The following is a 15,682-nucleotide window of genomic DNA, read 5'->3' as shown; positions in this document are numbered from 1 at the left end:
CCCTTATTTTCGAGCTTCGAAATAAACTGTTGGCTATGGTGAAGCACTTCCATGGGTGTCGTCAAATATTTACTTAGCCTTGTGATTTACCGCACATTTTTACCCGTTTTCCCGGGAAATATCAGACCGCGGAAGCCTGGATTAACCGCTGTTTGAAGCGCTGGGCAGCATGACTCTGTTCGCGATGTTTTGACCACACCAGCCACATCTCCGAAACGGCATCCTCCTCGGCGATAGCAACCCAGCGCATCTCGCGTAGCTGTACCCGCTTAAAGGAGGCCGGGAGTATCGACACACCCAGCCCGGCGGCGACCAGGCCGATAATGGTCATCGCCTCTCCCACTTCCTGGGTAATGACCGGCGCCAGATCGTAGCGGCGCATCAGCCCCAGAATATCGTCATACAGGCCCGTCCCGACCTGCGGGTCAAAAAAGACAAACGGCTCTTTTGCCAGCTCTGCCAGCGAAACCGCCGGACGCGACGCCAGCGGGTGATCGTTCGGGATCATGGCCATCAGCGGTTCGCGCAGGATAACCTCCCATGCCAGCGTGTCCGGCAGCTGGGTATTACGCATCAGCCCCAGATCGAGCGCACCTTCGTTAAGCGGCGCAATCTGCTCGCGGGTATTAATTTCGCGCGTCTGAATATGCACGTCCGGAAAATGACGGCGGAATGACGAAAGCGTCTGCGAGACGGCGCTGATAAACGGCGCGGACGAGGTAAACCCGATCCGCAGCTCCCCGGCTTCCCCAAGATAGAGCCGTTCCGCCCGGGCAGCGGCGTCGTCGACCATGCTCAGAATTTGTCGGCTGTCGATCAGAAACTGCTTACCCGCTGCCGTCAGGCTCACGCTGCGGTTGGTGCGGGCCAGTAGACGCGCCCCGACCTGCTGTTCGAGGATTTGAATCTGCTGGCTTAAGGGCGGCTGAGAAATGTTCAGCCGTGCCGCCGCGCGGCCAAAATGCAGCTCTTCGGCGACGGCGACAAAGTAGCGAAGATGACGCAGTTCGATATTCATATTTTTAAAGTATCATTTGAGATTATTAATATATTAGACAGAATATTTACATTTTCCTACTCTAAACGTGTGGTCATACCCGTCACCAAAAATCACGGGGATGTTTAAGCAAGGAAACTGTGTGAGTCGTACATCTACCATTGATATCGAGCCGGCCAGAGATATTAATGATTTGCCTGTAGCATCGCAGCCGGTTCAGTTCATCAAACGTGGTACCCCCCAGTTTATGCGCGTCACGCTGGCGCTCTTTTCCGCCGGTCTGGCAACGTTTGCCCTGCTCTACTGCGTTCAGCCGATTCTGCCCGTTCTCTCCCACGAGTTTGGCGTATCGCCCGCCAGCAGCAGCGTTTCGCTTTCCATTTCAACCGGGATGCTGGCAATTGGCCTGCTTTTTACCGGCCCGCTCTCCGACGCCGTTGGCCGTAAACAGGTGATGGTAACCGCCCTGATGCTGGCCTCGGTCTGTACGTTACTCTCGACGATGATGACCAGCTGGCACGGCATTTTGATGATGCGCGCGCTGATCGGGCTCTCGCTCAGCGGCGTGGCGACGGTCGGGATGACCTATCTCAGCGAGGAGATCCATCCGAGCTTCGTCGCCTTTTCGATGGGGCTGTACATCAGCGGGAACTCGATTGGCGGCATGAGCGGGCGTCTGCTGAGCGGGGTATTCACGGACTTCTTCAGCTGGCGCATTGCGCTGGCGGTGATCGGCTGTTTTGCGCTGGCATCGGCCCTGATGTTCTGGAAAATCCTGCCGGAATCGCGCCATTTTCGCCCGACGTCTCTGCGCCCGAAAACGCTGTTTATCAACTTCCGCCTGCACTGGCGTGACAAAGGTTTACCGCGACTGTTTCTGATGGGATTCCTGCTGATGGGTTCCTTCGTGACGCTGTTTAACTATATTGGCTATCGCCTGATGCTCTCGCCGTGGCATCTGAATCAGGCCGTTGTGGGTTTGCTTTCCGTGGCCTATCTCACCGGTACGTGGAGTTCGCCGAAAGCCGGGGCGATGACGGCACGCTTTGGCCGCGGGCCGGTGATGCTGGTGTTTACCGCGGTAATGCTGCTCGGCCTGCTGCTGACGCTCTTCTCTTCCCTGTGGCTGATTTTTGCCGGCATGCTGCTCTTCTCGGCAGGGTTCTTCGCCGCCCACTCGGTCGCCAGCAGCTGGATTGGCCCGCGCGCGCGTCGTGCCAAAGGCCAGGCATCCTCGCTGTATCTGTTTAGCTATTACCTGGGGTCCAGCATTGCCGGGACGCTCGGCGGCGTGTTCTGGCATTACTACGGCTGGAACGGCGTAGGCGGGTTTATTGCGCTGATGCTTTGTGCCGCACTGCTGGTGGGCGCAAGCCTTCATAAACGTCTGAAATAATAGGCTTGCGGGCTGATATCCGTTTCCCGAACAACGGCACCAGCGTACTGGTGCCGTTGTTCGTTCAGGAATCCCAGGCCTGTTCTATCTTACCGGCTTCAAACTGCGGAGGCGGTTTTCGGAAACGGCGCGTGAGCCACGTCAGGTAAAGGACCCCCAGTGCCGCCCAGATGAGGCCAAGCGTCAGGGACGTCGCTTCCAGGTTTATCCACAGCACGCCGACCGTGACGGCACCAATGAGTGGCAGCAGGAGATAGTGGAACCGATCTTTCCACGTTTTGTTCAGCCCCTTACGCCGCCAGAAATGGTTGTACACCGAGAGATTGACAAACGTAAACGCCACCAGCGCGCCAAAGTTGATCAGCGCCGTCGCGGTCACGAGATCAAAGTACAGGGCCGACAGCGCCACTATCCCTACCATAATGACGTTCAGGGCCGGAGTCCGCCATTTTGGATGCACGTAGCCAAACACCCGCTCCGGAAAGACGTTGTCACGCCCCATCACATACAGTAAGCGCGAGACGCTGGCATGCGAGGCCAGGCCTGAAGCGAGCGTGTTCACAAACGTGGTACAGAGAAACACCGACTGGAAGAGCTTGCCGCCCACGTACAGCGCGATTTCCGGCAGCGCGGCGTCCGGGTTCTTGAAGCGCGCGATCGTCGGGAAAAAGAGCTGCATGAAAAACGAGGCAACAATAAATATCAGCCCGCCATACAGTGCGGTCAGGAAAATGGCTTTGGGAATAACCCGCGCCGCGTTTGGCGTCTCTTCCGAGAGCGTGGTGACTGCGTCAAAGCCGAGGAAAGAGAAGCAGACAATAGTCGCGCCGGTAATGATAGGAAGCAGGTGCGCGTTCTCGCTGATAAACGGCTGGAGCGACCAGACGGTGCCAACCCCCTCACCCTTGTGCAAGCCATGCACTACGAGTATGACAAAGACCACCATGATGGCGACCTGCACCAGCACAAACAGGGTGTTAAAGTTGGCGACCAGGTTAACGCTTTTCAGGTTCGCCAGCGTCAGGATCGTCACAAAACCCACCACCCAGACCCAGGGCGGGACTTCAGGGAACAACGCGGAAAGGTAGATCTTCGCCAGCAGCACGTTGATCATCGGCAGGAAGAGATAGTCCAGCAGCGATGACCAGCCGACCATAAAGCCTAAGTGGGGGCCGATCGATTTCTGCGTGTAGGTATACGCGGAGCCCGCTTCCGGGAACTGTCGTACCAGTTTGCCGTAGCTGATGGCGGTAAACATGACGCCCGCCAGCGCCAGCAGATACGAGGCGGGCACGTGGCCGTTGCTGATACCGGACACAATGCCGAAGGTATCAAACACGGTCATGGGAGTGAGGTAAGCCAGCCCCATCATGACCACCTGCCAGAGCTTGAGGGAACTGCGCAGCCGGGTTCTTCCGGCCATGCGCGGCGAATCAAGAGAGGTGTTAGTCGCCATAAACCATCCCCCCCATGCTTACCGTGGTTTGCAATCGCGCTGACCGTAACGCAAACCTGCTTAGCAAAGGGGGAAGTTGTAAAGAACATACGCGATCGTACCAGCGCAGCGTCTCTCGCTCGCACTCACAGCAGGCGCCTGACTGGCCCCCTTCGCCCTGCGGATAGTTGAACATCTGCATCATTTCCTACCTCGTCACACAGTGTCGTTAAGAAAGTCCCTGTGCCGCCTGCGCTCCATAACGCGACTCCCGGGAGATAGCTGGCGTGCCAGCGAACGTTTCGGCCAGGCTCCGCGCAGGCCGTTTGGTGATACGTATGCGGTGAAACAAAGCGGCCCCTTACCGGGGCACGTCATCAGGCGTTTTTCAGCATCCACTCAATTTCTGTTTCGGTAATCAGGCGTTCAAACTGCAGTAATTCATCATTTTTGCAGGCGTGATAGACGTGGCAGAAACGTTCGCCCAGCCGCTCGCGAAGATGATCGTTTTGCATAAATTCCCACAGCGCATCGCTCTGACGAATCGGGAACGGCAGTCCGTCCTGCTCCAGGCCATTGCCTTCCACTTCTTCCTGCAGGGGTAAATCGTTATCCAGCCCGTGCAGAATGCCGGCAAAAATCGCCGCCATCACCAGATACGGGTTCGCGTCTGCTCCCGCCACGCGGTACTCGACCCGATGGTTATGGCGATCGCCGCAGGGGATACGCAGGGCAACGGTGCGATTATTGTGTCCCCATGACGCCTGCGTCGGTACGTACATTCCCGGCTGGAAGCGGCGGTAGGAGTTGACGTTCGGCGCCAGCAGCGCCATGGACGCGGGCATCAGATCGATCATTCCGGCCAGCGCGCGTTTCAGCAGCGCGGAATCCTCGCCGCTGGCGTCTGCGAGCACGTTTTCGCCTCGGTTGTTTTGCATGCTGATGTGAATATGCATCCCGCTGCCTGCATGCTCTTCATACGGCTTTGCCATAAACGTGGCGTGCATCTTATGTTTTTCCGCCATCTGCCTGACGAGACGTTTTAGCGCCAGCGCATCATCGCAGGCGTCGAGCACGTTTTCCGTATGATGCAGGTTAATTTCAAACTGGCCCGGGGAGGCCTCAGCCACGGCCCCGTCGGCGGGGATCAGCTGCAGCTGCGCCAGTTCGTCAATGTCGTTCAGCACGTCAGCAAAGTGGTTCAGGTTATCAACCGAGTAGACCTGACTCTGCGTGTTACGTACGTCGGTGCCCGGCGCGCAGGGTGGCTGCAGATAGCCGTCGGCATCGCGCTTACGGTCAAGTAAATAGAACTCCAGCTCTACCGCTACCACGGGGAACAGACCGCGCTGGCGCAGCTGCTGCCAGAGTCGGTTGAGTACGTTCCGCGGCTCAACGTCAAAGGGAGCGCCATCTTCATCGACCATGGTGAGCTGCACCTGACCAATGTATTCCGGGTCGGCGGCGGACGGCGTCAGGGTGCCCGGTACCGGCACGCAGATACAGTCCGGCTCGCCGAGCTCCTGCCCCAGGCCCGCCTCTTCCACGACGTTACCCAGAATGTCCATGGCGAAAACCGATGCCGGGAAATAGCAGCCTTTTTCAAGCTTGCTCAGTCCGGCAACCGGGATGCGCTTGCCGCGAAAACAGCCGTTCAGGTCGGTCAGGAGGACATCAATAAACTGGGTGTCAGGATACTTTTCTAAATAGCGCTTCACTTCCTGCGTAAAGGCGCTGCCCCGCCTCTCATCCGTGTGCTGCACAAAGTTCTCAACTTCTACGATATTGGTTTCCATGATTTACCACCGTTTTTGGGATTTGCGTTCGCTGCTCTGGACTGTCAAATATAATGTCCACCCTATCGAATCTGTATGCAAACAAATTGTTTGTCAAATGTTAAATTAAGTTTGCAAAAGGCAGATCCCGTTGCTAAATTGAGAAAATATTGAACGAAAAGGCCGTTTCACAGGCGAGAATGGCCTAAATTTAGTCCACTTTGTGAGGGCGATCATGGAAAATATAATGAACAAGCCAGTTATTGGCGTAGTGATGTGCAGAAACAGGCTTAAGGGTCATGAGACCCAGACCCTGCAAGAAAAGTACCTGAATGCCATTATTAACGCGGGGGGCTTACCGATTGCCTTACCCCATGCGCTGGCAGAGCCAGAGCTACTTACCGCTCTGCTGCCAACCCTGGACGGGATTTACCTGCCGGGCAGCCCAAGTAACGTGCAGCCGCACCTTTATGGTGAAAACGGCGATGAGCCTGACGCCGATCCCGGGCGAGATCTTCTGAGTATGGCGCTGATTGCCGCCGCGCTCGAAAGGCGCATCCCCATTTTCGCCATCTGCCGGGGGCTGCAGGAACTGGTTGTTGCGACGGGAGGAACGCTGTATCGCCGCCTGTTCGAGCAGAACGACCTGCTTGAACACCGGGAAGATCCTGAACTGCCGGTTGAGCTACAATACGCCCCTTCTCATGAGGTTCAGGTTCAGGAGGGAGGACTGCTGTCTCAATTAATACCAGGCTGTAACACATTTTGGGTAAACTCGTTACACGGGCAAGGTGCACGAACGTTAGGACCACGGCTTCGCGTGGAGGCCCGCTCGACGGACGGGCTGGTGGAAGCGGTCAGCGTTCATGACCACCCTTTTGCCCTCGGCGTGCAATGGCACCCCGAATGGAACAGCAGCGAGTACGCCCTCTCACGTATGTTGTTTGATGGTTTTATCACCGCCTGTCAAAGCCACATTGCCGAGAAGCAACGGCTTTGACCACTACCGTAAAGGAAATGCAACTATGAGCGATGACGGACTGGCGCCAGGGAAACGTCTGTCTGAGATCCGCCAGCAATTGGGTCTCTCGCAGCGGCGTGCCGCCGAACTGTCTGGGTTAACACACAGTGCCATCAGCACCATTGAGCAGGACAAAGTGAGTCCTGCCATCAGTACGCTGCAAAAGCTGCTGAAAGTCTATGGGCTGTCGCTCTCGGAATTCTTTTCGGAACCGGAAAAACCTGATGAACCGCAGGTGGTTATTAATCAGGAAGACCTTATCGAAATAGGCAGTCAGGGGGTTTCGATGAAGCTGGTTCATAACGGAAATCCGAACCGTACGCTGGCGATGATTTTTGAAACTTACCAGCCTGGAACCACGACCGGAGAGAGGATCAAACATCAGGGTGAGGAGATCGGTACGATACTGGAAGGTGAAATAGTGCTGACCATTAATGGCCAGCCTTATCACCTGGTTGCGGGGCAGAGCTATGCCATCAATACCGGCATACCGCACAGCTTCAGCAATACCTCGGCAGGCATCTGCCGCATTATCAGTGCCCACACCCCCACCACGTTCTAATTACCACTCAGTCCCGGCGTAAGCGCGCTTACGCCGGGACAAATAAAAACGATCAATGTCGGCATTCAACGGGTTAATTCCCGAGATGCCCCACGGCTTCGTATTGCCTGAAACGGCCATGCCTTTATTTATCTGATTGCGAAAGAAAGGAGTGAATATGCATTTTCAGCACCTGACTTACTGGCAGGATAAAGCAAAAAACAGCGCCATTGAGACCCGGTTATTTATTAACGGCGCCTATTGTGACGCCGCCGATAATGCCACGTTTGAAACCGTCAATCCCGCTACCCAACAGACGCTGGCGAACGTGGCCCGGGGCAAGCAGGCGGACGTGGACCGCGCGGTTCAGGCCGCACGTGAGGTATTTGAACGCGGCGACTGGTCACAGGCGTCTCCGGCGCAGCGCAAGGCAGTGCTGAATAAGCTCGCCGATTTGATGGAGCGCCACGGCGAAGAGCTGGCCTTACTGGAAACGCTGGACACCGGTAAACCCATCCGCCACAGCCTGCGCGACGATATTCCCGGCGCGGCTCGCGCCATTCGCTGGTACGCCGAAGCGGCGGATAAAGTCTACGGCGAAGTGGCGCCTACGGGTCCGGGCGAGCTGGCGATGATCGTGCGCGAGCCGATCGGGGTTGTTGCGGCCATCGTCCCCTGGAACTTCCCGCTGCTGCTGGCCTGCTGGAAGCTGGGCCCGGCGCTGATCGCGGGCAATAGCGTGGTATTAAAACCGTCGGAGAAATCACCGCTCACCGCCCTGCGCCTGGCCGGACTGGCGAAAGAGGCGGGCCTGCCGGACGGCGTGCTGAATGTGATAAGCGGTTACGGCCACGAAGCGGGCCAGGCGCTGGCACTGCATCCGGAGGTCGAAGTGCTGACGTTTACCGGCTCTACCCGTACCGGCAAGCAGCTGTTGAAGGACGCGGGAGAAAGCAACATGAAGCGCGTCTGGCTGGAGGCAGGCGGCAAGAGCGCCAACATTATCTTTGCCGACTGTCCGGACCTGGACAAGGCCGTGAGCGCGACCGCCGCCGGGATTTTTTACAACCAGGGGCAAGTCTGTATCGCCGGTACCCGCCTGCTGCTCGAAGACAGCATCGCCGATGACTTCCTGGCAAGGCTGAAAGCGCAGGCCCACCGCTGGCAGCCTGGCGATCCGCTCGACCCTGACAGCACGATGGGCATGCTCATCGACGCTGCGCACGCCGATACCGTCCACACGTTTATTCGCGAAGGAACCCGGAAAGGTACGCTGCTGCTGGACGGGCGGGAACAATCATGGCCTTCCGCAGTCGGTCCCACCATTTTTGTCGACATCGACCCTGCCTCCCCGCTGTGCCGGGAAGAGATTTTCGGGCCGGTGCTGGTCGTCACCCGTTTTAAAACCGAAGAGGAAGCCTTAACGCTGGCCAACGACAGTGAATACGGGCTTGGCGCGGCGGTATGGACCCGCGATCTCTCCCGGGCGCACCGCATGAGCCGCCGCCTGAAAGCCGGCTCGGTCTTCGTCAATAACTACAACGACGGTGATATGACCGTCCCCTTTGGCGGCTATAAGCAGAGCGGCAACGGTCGCGATAAGTCCCTGCACGCGCTGGAAAAATTTACCGAACTGAAAACCATCTGGATTGCCCTGGAGCCTCAATCATGACCGAACATACCACCAGCTACTACGCGGCCAGCGCGAACGCTTATGAACCTTTCCCGACGCTTAACGAGTCGATCAGCTGTGACGTGTGCGTGGTGGGCGGCGGCTATACCGGCCTCTCCTCCGCGCTACATCTCTCCGAAATGGGCTACGACGTGGTGCTCCTTGAAGGGGCGCGCATCGGCTTCGGCGCCAGCGGACGCAACGGCGGCCAGCTGGTTAACTCCTACAGCCGCGATATCGACGTGATCGAGAAAAACTACGGGCCCGATGCCGCCAAAGTGCTCGGGAGCATGATGTTTGAAGGCGGGGAAATTATTCGGGAGCGTATCCAGCGCTATCAGATCCAGTGCGACTATCGTCCCGGCGGGCTGTTTGTGGCGCTAAACCATAAGCAACTGGAGACGCTGGAAGAGCAAAAGTCCAACTGGGAACGCTACGGCAACACGCAGCTGGAGTTGCTGGACGCCAGCGCCATCCGCCGGGAAGTCGACAGCGACCGCTATACCGGCGCGCTGCTGGACCGCAGCGGGGGGCACATTCATCCGCTGAACCTGGCGATCGGCGAAGCGGACGCCATTCGCCTGAACGGTGGGCGTGTATATGAACAGTCTCCGGTGACCGCCATTCAGCACACCAGCCCGGCAGTAGTAAGCACGCAGCATGGCCAGGTCACGGCCCGCTACGTGATCGTCGCCGGGAATGCCTATCTGGGCGATAAGATAGAACCGGAGCTGGCAAAACGCAGCATGCCCTGCGGCACCCAGGTGGTGACCACCGCCCCGCTGCCGGAGGAGGTCGCCCGTACGCTGATCCCCAATAACTACTGCGTGGAAGATTGCAATTATCTGCTGGATTACTACCGTCTCACCGCCGACAACCGCCTGCTGTACGGCGGTGGCGTCGTCTATGGCGCGCGCGATCCGGACGATGTCGAACGCCTGGTGATGCCAAAGCTGCTGAAAACCTTCCCTCAGCTGGCAGGCGTCAAAATCGACTACCGCTGGACGGGCAATTTCCTGCTGACCCTGTCCCGTATGCCGCAGTTTGGGCGTCTGGATAAAAACATCTATTACATGCAGGGCTACAGCGGCCACGGCGTGACCTGCACCCACCTGGCCGGGCGGCTGATCTCGGAACTGTTGCGCGGTGACGCTGAGCGCTTTGATGCGTTTGCCAACCTCCCGCACTACCCCTTCCCGGGCGGCCGCAGCCTGCGGATTCCATTCACGGCGATGGGCGCGGCGTTTTACAGCCTGCGCGATCGTCTTGGCGTATGATCGTTTCGACAAAAGGGTATCTGACATGAGTAACCAGGAATTTCATCAGCGCAGACTTTCTGCCACCCCGCGCGGCGTAGGCGTAATGTGTAATTTCTTTGCCCGCACGGCGGAGAATGCCACCCTCACCGACGTGGAAGGCAACGACTATATTGATTTCGCCGCCGGGATCGCGGTGCTGAATACCGGCCATCGTCATCCTGAACTGGTGGCCGCAGTGGAAAAACAGCTTCACCAGTTCACCCACACGGCCTACCAGATTGTGCCGTATGAAAGCTACGTTTCATTAGCCGAGAAACTTAACGAGCTGGCCCCGGTCCAGAGCCCGGCCAAAACGGCGTTCTTCACCACGGGCGCGGAAGCGGTGGAAAACGCCATTAAAATCGCCCGGGCCCACACCGGCAGACCGGGCGTGATTGCCTTCGGCGGAGGCTTCCACGGCCGAACCTATATGACCATGGCCTTAACCGGCAAGGTCGCGCCTTATAAGCTGGGATTTGGCCCCTTCCCGGGGTCGGTTTATCACGTGCCGTATCCCTCCGAGCTGCACGGCATCACGACGCAGGATGCCATCACGGCGATAGAACGCCTGTTCAAAGCGGATATTGAGGCGAAACAGGTGGCGGCGATTATTTTTGAACCCATTCAGGGTGAAGGCGGATTCAACGTCGCCCCGCCAGAGCTGGTGGCCGCCATCCGCCGAATCTGTGATGAGCACGGGATCGTGATGATTGCCGACGAAGTGCAGAGCGGCTTCGCCCGTACGGGTAAACTGTTTGCCATGGAACACTACGTGGACAAGCCAGACCTGATGACGATGGCGAAAAGCCTGGCAGGCGGAATGCCGCTGTCTGGCGTGGTGGGTCGCGCCGAAATCATGGACGCGCCGGCTCCCGGCGGTCTGGGGGGGACCTATGCAGGCAACCCGCTTGCGGTGGCCGCCGCGCACGCGGTGCTGAATATTATCGACAACGAGTCACTGTGCGCCCGCGCCTGCCATCTGGGGGATCGACTGAAAGCCACGCTGGAGGAGATTCAGGGCACCTTCCCTGCGCTCGTGGCGATAAGGGGGAGAGGATCGATGATTGCGGCGGAGTTTTTTGATCCCGAGAGCCGTGAACCGTCGGCCGCCATCGCGCAGGCGATCCAGCAAAAGGCGCTCGCCCTGGGCCTGCTGTTATTGATCTGCGGCCAGTACGGTAACGTGATCCGCTTCCTTTATCCGCTGACCATTCCGGATGCCCAGTTCAACCAGGCACTGGCGATCCTGCAACAGGTTATGCGCGATAAGTCCTGAGTGCCCACTGAAAACCGTCTCCCGGCATTCCGGAGACGGTTTCAACGGAGGAGATCGGCACAGATTTCCTCCGTGTGGGAAATGCTGGGGAATTTGGTCTGTTTCATTGTATGCTCCCTGAAACACATCCCTGGCAAGAGGAAATAAGAATTGCAAAAAACATCCGCCTATCAGTCACTTGTGAAAACCTTCCAGCGCCTCTCACGCTTCTCGCATCTCTCCTCCATCGCCAGCTGGGACATGTTCACCATGATGCCGCCAGGCGGCAGCGCCGCGCGCGGTGAAGCGCTGGCAGAGATGAGCGTCCTGCAACATCAGATCCTGACCGATAAAAAAGTCGGCGACCTGTTAGCGGCCGCAGCAGGGGAAGATCTGAATGACGTCGAACAGGCCAACCTGCGTGAAATGACGCGACAGTATCAGCAGGCTACCCTGCTGCCGGAATCGCTGGTTGAAGCCAAATCTCTCGCGGGCAGCAGGTGCGAGCACGCCTGGCGTACGCAGCGTCCCGCCAACGACTGGCAGGGCTTTTCCGCCAACCTGAAAGAAGTGGTGAAACTCAGCCGTGAAGAAGCCCGCCTGCGCGCAGAAGCCAAAGGCTGTACGCCGTACGACGCGCTGCTGGATATTTTTGAACCGGACATGACCAGCGCGCGCCTGGACGTGCTGTTTGGTGATATGAAAACCTGGCTGCCGGACCTGCTGGCAAGCGCGGTGGAGAAACAGGCTCAGCGGTCGTTCGTTCCGCCGCAGGGCCCCTTCCCGACGGCAACCCAGCGCGAACTGGGTCTGGAAGCCATGAAGATGCTCGGCTTCGATTTCAACGGCGGTCGCCTGGACGTGAGCGCGCACCCGTTCTGCGGCGGCGTACCGGAAGACGTGCGCATTACCACGCGCTATGATGAGGACGAGCTGCTCAGCGCGCTGTTTGGCGTGATCCACGAAACCGGACACGCGCGCTACGAACAAAACCTGCCGCGCGCGTGGGCAGGCCAGCCGATTGCCCTGGCACGCTCAACCGCGATCCATGAATCCCAGAGCCTGTTCTTTGAGATGCAGCTGGGACGCAGCGAAGCCTTCCTTAAGCACCTCCTCCCAGCCGTTCACGCCCGCTTTGGCAGCCAGGCGGCGTTCAGCGAAGAGAACTTTATCGCCTGGAACCAGCGCGTGAAGCCGGGCTATATCCGCGTCGATGCCGACGAAGTGAGCTACCCGGCACACGTGGTGCTGCGCTATGAGATTGAGCGCGCGCTGATCAACGGCGAGATCGAGGTGGACGATATCCCCGCCCTGTGGGATGAGAAAATGCAGGCCTGGCTCGGATTATCCACCAAAGATAACTACCGCAACGGCTGCATGCAGGATATCCACTGGACCGACGGCGGGTTTGGTTACTTCCCGTCGTACACGCTCGGCGCGATGTATGCCGCGCAGCTGTTCCATGCTGCAAAGGCCGCGCTTCCGGGACTGGCGTCCTCCATCGCTGAAGGGGATTTTTCCGCCCTCTTTGAGTGGCTGCGTCAGAACATCTGGCAGCACGGTAGCCGCTTTAGCACGTCGCAGTTAATCACCCAGGCGACGGGTGAAGATCTGAATATCCGCTACTTCCGCGAACACCTGACCTCACGCTACCTGTAATGATAAGGCCGGGGTTCTTCCCCGGCCTTGTACATATGGTTACACGCCGATACCAATCACTCACGGAAACCCCGAATTTACAGGGATATAGTTATTTCAACGGCCCCGCAGTGGGGTTAAATGAAAAACCAAATTCGAGGGTATGAACATGAAAAAAGTATTAGCTCTGGTTGTTGCCGCTGCTATGGGTCTGTCTTCTGCTGCGTTTGCTGCTGAAACCACTGCTGCACCAGCTGCTGCTGCGCCTGCTGCAACGACCACCGCGGCGCCAGCAAAAACCGTACATCACAAGAAACACCACAAAGCCGCTAAACCGGCTGCAGAGCAAAAAGCGCAGGCAGCTAAAAAGCACCACAAAAAAGCCGCTAAACCAGCCGTAGAGCAGAAAGCTCAGGCTGCGAAAAAGCACCACAAAAAAGCCGCTAAACCAGCCGTAGAGCAGAAAGCCCAGGCTGCGAAAAAGCATCACAAAAAAGCAGTAAAACACGAAGCTGCTAAACCAGCTGCACAGCCAGCTGCGTAAGCGTACAAGCTTAACCGTGCCCTGCGGGGTACGTTGGTAAACCGGCGCTGAACCGGAAAAGGTTCTGCGCCGTTTTTTTTATCCGGAGGGCGTATGCTGCGACGCTATCGGTTTGAGCTGATTCTTATCCTGCTTATTTTATGCGCGCTCATCGCCAGCCGCTTTTATCTTTCCTGACTGTAGCACGCTGATTTTACTCCCACTTTAGCGCCGTCCCGTCTATAGTATTTTCATAGGGTTCACTTTTAATAATCATAATTACCCCCACCAGAGTGTGATATGCGTAAATCTGTTGTGTTGTTGCTGGGAACGTTTGGCCTTTTTTCTGGATTTTCACAGGCGGATGATGGCGGTGATAGCGCCATTAGCGCGAAAGAGCTAAAGACCCTTTTTTTCGGTCATGACGATCGTACTCGCGTCACCGATCCTACCCAGGCTCCCTGGGACGCTATAGGCCAACTGGAAACCGCCAGCGGCAACCTGTGTACCGCGACGTTAATCACCCCGCAATTAGCGCTGACGGCGGGCCACTGCCTGTTGACGCCACCCAACGGTAAGCCAGACAAAGCGGTTGTCTTACGATTTGTGTCGCAAAAAGGGATCTGGCGCTATGAAATCCACGGCATTGAAGGTCGGGTTGATGCTTCTCTTGGGAAACGTCTTAAACCGGATGGAGACGGCTGGATTGTGCCGCCCGCGGCAGCCTCGTGGGATTTTGGCCTGATTATTTTGCGCTACCCGCCTTCGGGCATTACGCCGCTGCCGTTATTTGACGGCGATAAAGCGGCGCTCACCGCCGCGCTGAAAGCCGCCGACCGCAAGGTAACGCAGTCAGGCTACCCGGTCGATCATCTGGATGCGCTTTACACCCACACGGACTGTATCGTGACGGGCTGGGCGCAGACCAGCGTGCTTTCCCATCAGTGCGATACGTTGCCGGGCGACAGCGGTTCACCGCTGATGCTGAAAACCGATAACGGCTGGCAGTTGATTGGGGTTCAAAGCTCCGCCCCGGCGGCGAAAGACCGCTGGCGAGCCGATAACCGGGCCTTATCCGTCACCGGTTTTCGCGATAAGCTGGAAGCGCTGGCTAAAGAGTAAGCCAGCGCGGCCGTCTGTGGATCAGCGTGACCGATTGATCAGGCGAGTTTTATCATGATCATGCCCGCCAGCAGCAAGATCAGCCCTATCCAGCCTTTATTATTTAAACGCTGCCCGAAAAGCACCCACCCTGCGGCCAGGGTGGCGGCGATACCAAAACCGCCCCACAGCGCATAGGCCACAGACAGATCGATACCTTTGACCGCCTGTGACAGGGCGCTAAATGCCCCCAGCACTGCGGCAATCGACATCAGGCCATAAACCTTACGGCGAAAACCGTCAGAGAATTTCAGCAGAACGTTCGCCAGAATTTCCAGCACGATGGCGAAGCCCAGCCAGGCCGCATGAACCCATTCAAACTGTTGCATGGTTCTGCTCCTTCTGCTGTTTTGTCGGTTTACGGGTACCTGATTTAATCAGCACGATACCCGCGACCAGCGTCGTTAACCCGGCGACCTTCATTGTTGTTAATGTTTCGTCGAATATCAGAACGCTGAACAGCGTAATCAATAAAATACCGATCCCTTCCCACAGCGCATAGGCCACACCCAGCGCAATTTTCTTCACCGCAAATGAGAGGAAAATATAGGAAAGGGATATCATCACCAGCATTAAAATAAAACCGGTATTGCCCTCGCTGACGCTTGCCCATTTCATTGACAGCGTGCCGGTAATTTCAGCGAGGATAGCCAGGGCTAATAAGATCCAGTAAAACATGTTTTTCTCCTGCTTGAGAATATAATCCATCGTGGCCCGCCGCATGCAGCAAACCAAAAAAATATGAAATTAAATCAGACAGCTAAGCGCGTAGCGCCAGCTCAGGCAGAAGAGGTGACTATAGTGCAGTGCGCCAGTGTTGCTCACCAGCAATCAGGCAGAAGGAGGTAGAAAATAGAGCAGCGTTGTTTGAAGAATAGGTCCTGAACAAATTGTCCATAAAATTACAATTATCCGCGTTGTTGCTTCTCGTCTTTGCGGATGAAAATTGTCCTCGGTAGTTGAACACGCC

15 protein-coding genes are annotated in these 15,682 nt (G+C 57.2%); 10 read left to right on the top strand and 5 right to left on the bottom strand.

What is annotated here, in order from left to right:
* Positions 1–121: 121 nt before the first annotated feature.
* A complete protein-coding gene (locus IM291_RS03000; protein ID WP_028012978.1) occupies positions 122–1,018 on the bottom strand; it encodes a LysR family transcriptional regulator in 897 nt (298 codons plus the stop codon).
* Between the two features lie 121 nt (positions 1,019–1,139).
* Between IM291_RS03000 and IM291_RS02995 the strand changes: the two genes are divergently transcribed.
* The gene (locus tag IM291_RS02995; protein ID WP_192986093.1) at positions 1,140–2,393 is read left to right on the top strand and encodes an MFS transporter; all 1,254 of its coding nucleotides are present in this window, start codon (positions 1,140–1,142) and stop codon (positions 2,391–2,393) included.
* Positions 2,394–2,457: 64 nt separating this feature from the next.
* Here IM291_RS02995 and IM291_RS02990 read toward each other — a convergent pair whose 3' ends face one another.
* Complete coding sequence (locus IM291_RS02990) at positions 2,458–3,849, bottom strand: APC family permease (RefSeq protein WP_192986091.1); 1,392 nt, start codon at positions 3,847–3,849, stop codon at positions 2,458–2,460.
* A 356-nt stretch (positions 3,850–4,205) separates the two neighbouring features.
* Positions 4,206–5,624 carry a glutamine synthetase family protein gene (locus IM291_RS02985; RefSeq protein ID WP_024909135.1) on the bottom strand — a complete coding sequence of 473 codons (1,419 nt, stop codon included), beginning with the start codon at positions 5,622–5,624 and terminating at the stop codon, positions 4,206–4,208.
* 214 nt (positions 5,625–5,838) lie between these two features.
* On the opposite strand from IM291_RS02985, the gene puuD reads away from it, so the two are divergent.
* The 9 genes from puuD to IM291_RS02945 all read left to right on the top strand — a co-directional run bounded on the left by puuD (position 5,839) and on the right by IM291_RS02945 (position 14,673).
* Positions 5,839–6,603 (top strand): gamma-glutamyl-gamma-aminobutyrate hydrolase, encoded by a 765-nt coding sequence (gene puuD, locus IM291_RS02980; protein WP_028012974.1) that lies wholly within the window; start codon positions 5,839–5,841, stop codon positions 6,601–6,603.
* Positions 6,604–6,628: 25 nt separating this feature from the next.
* Positions 6,629–7,186 carry an HTH-type transcriptional regulator PuuR gene (gene puuR / locus IM291_RS02975; protein ID WP_013096835.1) on the top strand — a complete coding sequence of 186 codons (558 nt, stop codon included), beginning with the start codon at positions 6,629–6,631 and terminating at the stop codon, positions 7,184–7,186.
* Positions 7,187–7,343: 157 nt separating this feature from the next.
* Positions 7,344–8,837: an aldehyde dehydrogenase PuuC gene (gene puuC / locus IM291_RS02970; protein ID WP_192970999.1), complete on the top strand. Its 1,494-nt coding sequence runs from the start codon at positions 7,344–7,346 to the stop codon at positions 8,835–8,837.
* The gene (locus IM291_RS02965; RefSeq protein WP_192986089.1) at positions 8,834–10,114 is read left to right on the top strand and encodes an FAD-binding oxidoreductase; all 1,281 of its coding nucleotides are present in this window, start codon (positions 8,834–8,836) and stop codon (positions 10,112–10,114) included. Before puuC ends, IM291_RS02965 begins: the two co-directional genes overlap by 4 nt.
* 25 nt (positions 10,115–10,139) lie before the next feature.
* Positions 10,140–11,411, top strand: coding sequence for a 4-aminobutyrate transaminase (gene puuE / locus IM291_RS02960; RefSeq protein ID WP_192986088.1), 1,272 nt, complete (start codon positions 10,140–10,142; stop codon positions 11,409–11,411).
* Between the two features lie 150 nt (positions 11,412–11,561).
* Entirely contained in the window at positions 11,562–13,049 is a 1,488-nt protein-coding gene (locus tag IM291_RS02955) for a carboxypeptidase M32 (protein WP_192986086.1), read from the top strand.
* A 148-nt stretch (positions 13,050–13,197) separates the two neighbouring features.
* Complete coding sequence (gene asr / locus IM291_RS02950) at positions 13,198–13,572, top strand: acid resistance repetitive basic protein Asr (protein ID WP_032642591.1); 375 nt, start codon at positions 13,198–13,200, stop codon at positions 13,570–13,572.
* Between the two features lie 93 nt (positions 13,573–13,665).
* On the top strand, positions 13,666–13,749 hold the full coding sequence (locus IM291_RS22075; RefSeq protein WP_023617729.1) for a hypothetical protein: 84 nt from the start codon (positions 13,666–13,668) through the stop codon (positions 13,747–13,749).
* A gap of 102 nt (positions 13,750–13,851) precedes the next feature.
* A complete protein-coding gene (locus tag IM291_RS02945) occupies positions 13,852–14,673 on the top strand; it encodes a serine protease (RefSeq protein ID WP_192986085.1) in 822 nt (273 codons plus the stop codon).
* A 38-nt stretch (positions 14,674–14,711) separates the two neighbouring features.
* Here IM291_RS02945 and mdtI read toward each other — a convergent pair whose 3' ends face one another.
* Both mdtI and mdtJ read right to left on the bottom strand, forming a co-directional pair.
* Complete coding sequence (mdtI, locus tag IM291_RS02940) at positions 14,712–15,041, bottom strand: multidrug/spermidine efflux SMR transporter subunit MdtI (protein ID WP_028012966.1); 330 nt, start codon at positions 15,039–15,041, stop codon at positions 14,712–14,714.
* Entirely contained in the window at positions 15,028–15,390 is a 363-nt protein-coding gene (mdtJ, locus tag IM291_RS02935) for a multidrug/spermidine efflux SMR transporter subunit MdtJ (protein WP_028012965.1), read from the bottom strand. Before mdtJ ends, mdtI begins: the two co-directional genes overlap by 14 nt.
* Positions 15,391–15,682 lie beyond the last annotated feature (292 nt).

Source organism: Enterobacter cloacae complex sp. P27C (assembly GCF_014895705.1).
In the GTDB taxonomy this organism is placed as follows: domain Bacteria; phylum Pseudomonadota; class Gammaproteobacteria; order Enterobacterales; family Enterobacteriaceae; genus Enterobacter; species Enterobacter bugandensis.
This window is presented reverse-complemented; position numbering and strand designations above follow the sequence as displayed.

Excerpts from the sequence above, each read along its gene's own strand:
- IM291_RS03000 (WP_028012978.1), bottom strand. The coding sequence starts at position 1,018 with ATGAATATCGAACTGCGTCATCTTCGCTACTTTGTCGCCGTCGCCGAA.
- IM291_RS02990 (WP_192986091.1), bottom strand. The coding sequence starts at position 3,849 with ATGGCGACTAACACCTCTCTTGATTCGCCGCGCATGGCCGGAAGAACC.
- IM291_RS02985 (WP_024909135.1), bottom strand. The coding sequence starts at position 5,624 with ATGGAAACCAATATCGTAGAAGTTGAGAACTTTGTGCAGCACACGGAT.
- puuD (WP_028012974.1), top strand. The coding sequence starts at position 5,839 with ATGGAAAATATAATGAACAAGCCAGTTATTGGCGTAGTGATGTGCAGA.
- puuR (WP_013096835.1), top strand. The coding sequence starts at position 6,629 with ATGAGCGATGACGGACTGGCGCCAGGGAAACGTCTGTCTGAGATCCGC.
- puuC (WP_192970999.1), top strand. The coding sequence starts at position 7,344 with ATGCATTTTCAGCACCTGACTTACTGGCAGGATAAAGCAAAAAACAGC.
- IM291_RS02965 (WP_192986089.1), top strand. The coding sequence starts at position 8,834 with ATGACCGAACATACCACCAGCTACTACGCGGCCAGCGCGAACGCTTAT.
- puuE (WP_192986088.1), top strand. The coding sequence starts at position 10,140 with ATGAGTAACCAGGAATTTCATCAGCGCAGACTTTCTGCCACCCCGCGC.
- asr (WP_032642591.1), top strand. The coding sequence starts at position 13,198 with ATGAAAAAAGTATTAGCTCTGGTTGTTGCCGCTGCTATGGGTCTGTCT.
- IM291_RS22075 (WP_023617729.1), top strand. The coding sequence starts at position 13,666 with ATGCTGCGACGCTATCGGTTTGAGCTGATTCTTATCCTGCTTATTTTA.
- IM291_RS02945 (WP_192986085.1), top strand. The coding sequence starts at position 13,852 with ATGCGTAAATCTGTTGTGTTGTTGCTGGGAACGTTTGGCCTTTTTTCT.
- mdtI (WP_028012966.1), bottom strand. The coding sequence starts at position 15,041 with ATGCAACAGTTTGAATGGGTTCATGCGGCCTGGCTGGGCTTCGCCATC.
- mdtJ (WP_028012965.1), bottom strand. The coding sequence starts at position 15,390 with ATGTTTTACTGGATCTTATTAGCCCTGGCTATCCTCGCTGAAATTACC.